Origin of the sequence: Fulvivirga aurantia, from assembly GCF_009711475.1 — a bacterium.
Taxonomy (GTDB): domain Bacteria; phylum Bacteroidota; class Bacteroidia; order Cytophagales; family Cyclobacteriaceae; genus Fulvivirga; species Fulvivirga aurantia.
Map to the genome: position 1 here is coordinate 1 of NZ_SMMD01000450.1, position 2839 is coordinate 2839.

The 2839-nt window shown below is 36.7% G+C and carries 2 protein-coding genes and 1 pseudogene; all 3 read left to right on the plus strand.

The genetic code is table 11. The annotated features are described in order from the left end of the window. A pseudogene (locus tag E1176_RS20445) lies at positions 1 to 519 on the plus strand (hypothetical protein); the annotation flags it as partial. Continuing rightward, positions 512 to 1477: a hypothetical protein gene (locus tag E1176_RS02915; protein ID WP_155209080.1), complete on the plus strand. Its 966-nt coding sequence runs from the start codon at positions 512 to 514 to the stop codon at positions 1475 to 1477. The pseudogene E1176_RS20445 and the gene E1176_RS02915, both read left to right, overlap by 8 nt. A 3-nt stretch (positions 1478 to 1480) precedes the next feature. Continuing rightward, the coding region (locus E1176_RS02920; protein WP_155209081.1) for a 3-coathanger stack domain-containing protein at positions 1481 to 2839 on the plus strand (1359 nt) is incomplete at its 3' end.

A 2839-nucleotide genomic window follows, 5' to 3' on the forward strand; every position in this document is an offset into this window, starting at 1 on the left:
ACATTGGGAGATATTTTATCGCTGTATGGTAATCGATTTGATTTGCCCGGAATGTACGGACTTGGTGTAGAAGCGGAGACTTTCTATTTTAAATCATACAACATTTATAGATGGTATATAAATGACAATGCTGATAATGGCGCCTCTTCGAGAATGTCTCTCAATCAAAATGGATTAACTGTATTAGGTAATATTAAAACTGAAGAAGTCGTAGTTAAATTATTACCAGGGACTGGCCCAGACTATGTATTCGAAGAAGACTATCCATTACAAGACCTATCGGAATTAGAGCAATACCTTAAAGTAAATAAACACCTGCCAGAAGTGCCTTCTGCAAAGCAAATGGAAAGTGAAGGTATCAATCTAGGGGAAATGGAAATGCTCTTACTAAAAAAGGTAGAGGAGTTGACTTTATATATCCTTGATCAAGACAAAAAACAACAATCATTAGTAAACGAGATTAACAGTTTAAAAAAAGAGCTAATAATAGTAAAATCCAAAATATCAGATCATGAGTAAATTCATAATACCCTTCATTGTTTTTCTTTTTGTAATTCAATTATCATTTGCACAAACCCCCACTAACAGAATAGAGAACACAGGTAATGTTGGAATAGGTACAATAGACCCTAATGAAAAGTTAGAGATAAAGGATGGGAGCTTTTTAATTAAATCTAACCCATATGCATATATAGGTTTAGAACGAGATGCTGGTGGAACAATAAAAATGGGTGTGTCCACATCGGGTCAAGACGGATTTATTTCAACTTTAAATGACTTAAAGTTTCTTACCAATGGTGAAACAACTCCTAAATTAAGAATAACAGCGGGTGGTTTTGTAGGAATCGGGACTCCGAGCCCAACTCAGTTGCTTCAAATTGATAAGGCACAGGATAAAACTACTGCAATAAAAATTTCTAATAACAATGAAGGAGCCTATTCCAGAAGTGGCATCATTCTAAGCAATGGAGAAACTGGAAAAGAAACTCTTTTAGTTTCTACCTCCGCCAACTATGCGGCTGTACCTTCTTGGAGTAATTCAGGTGTTTTATCAACTGGAAGTAAAGTATACAACGGATTAGTCTTAAGAAGTTCAGTTGGCGGCATACGTTTTCAGCCAAATGGAACAACTGACCATGTAGTTATTGGTAGTGGCGGAAAAATGGGAATTGGCACTACTAATCCCTCCCATGAACTTGATGTAGCAGGTACAATTCATGCCGAAGAAGTGTTGGTTAACCTTACTGTAGAGGGTCCGGACTATGTATTCGAAGAAGACTATCCCTTACAAGAACTATCTGATCTAGAAAACTATCTAAAAGCAAATAAACACCTACCCGAAGTGCCATCTGCCAAAGAAATGGAAAAGGAAGGGATAAAAGTTGGCGAGATGGAGATGCTACTTCTCAAGAAAGTTGAAGAGCTTACCTTACATATTATCAAATTAGAAAAAAGAATTAAAGAACTAGAAAAATAATATATGAAACCTTTATTTCTATTCATTTTATTGTTTTATTGTTATAATATTTATAGTCAAGAACTCTCAAATGGCTCATTTCAAAACTTTACGGGTATTGTTGGAGCTGGAAGTGCTCAATTCGAGAATGCTGAAACCAATGGTCTTAGTCCATGGTGGCCATCTCATGGAACACCTGATATAGTCGCTGCAGGAGAAGAGCAACCGTTTGAACTATATGCACTAATGGCTAGCGGCTATAAATTTGGGAGAGATGGAGATGGTGGAGAAGGTATATTTCAATATTACAATTTTTATCAAGGCAATACCTATCACCTGCAAGCCTACATACGTGTTTATTATGGTGAACTGTTCACAGTTGACAGAACTTTCATAGCTCTCACTAATGATTTGGTTGAAAGGAAAGGTTATATGGAGTATGGTGATGATTTTAAATTTCCTGATGTTGATCGCCAGGAAATTTGGTTTAAAGAAAATTACGTGAGTAATGGGTGGCAGTATATAGACATTATCTTTATTCCTGACAAAAACTATAGCCAAATCTGGTTTTCACTCTACGATGGAGATGGTGACTGGCAGTATAGAGATTTTGGTAAGTTTAGTATCAGTGGAACTAAAATGTCCTGTTGTACTGACAATTTTATTATAGACCAAGGCTCTGAGGTGCCAAAATTCACTAACACCACTCATAAAATTGAAACCAACGGTGAAGTAGACATTATTGATGGTGACGATGTAATCTTCAAAGCTGGTAAAACTATTAAGCTTAATCCCGGTTTTTCCGCGAAAAATGGTTCAGAATTTCATGCAACTATTGGCGGCTGTGATTGCTTACCAGGAGGTGGCAATATTGTTGATGTGTGCATTATAAATAATGGCAATTTCGATGTATTTATCCCTAACTTTTTTTCACCCAACGGTGATGGAGCTAATGACACATGGGATATTGTAGATGCATCTAAGTCAACTGGCCCGATTAAAGCTTATAAATATGAGCTTCTGATTATTGATAGAAACGGAGATGTGAAACATGAGGAGAATGGAAACAGCCCACTCGGCTTGATAGGAGGTGATATTTCATGGGATGGTCATGATAAAAAAGGAAACTTGGTAGATAATGACGTTTACTATTATTATTTGAAACTTTATAATTGCACACATAATGAAGAGGGAGTAGAATACCAAGGTGAATTGTCAGTTATGGGAGCTCAGGCTAGCGCTCAAATGGCTAAAAGCTCAGTAGAAACTTTTCACAAATCTGTTGAAGCAGGTGAACAAGGAGTTATACAAACTATTGAGTTAAAACAACAATCTACGCCTGATTTCGATAGGGTAACAGTATACCCTAACCCAGCTCAAGAC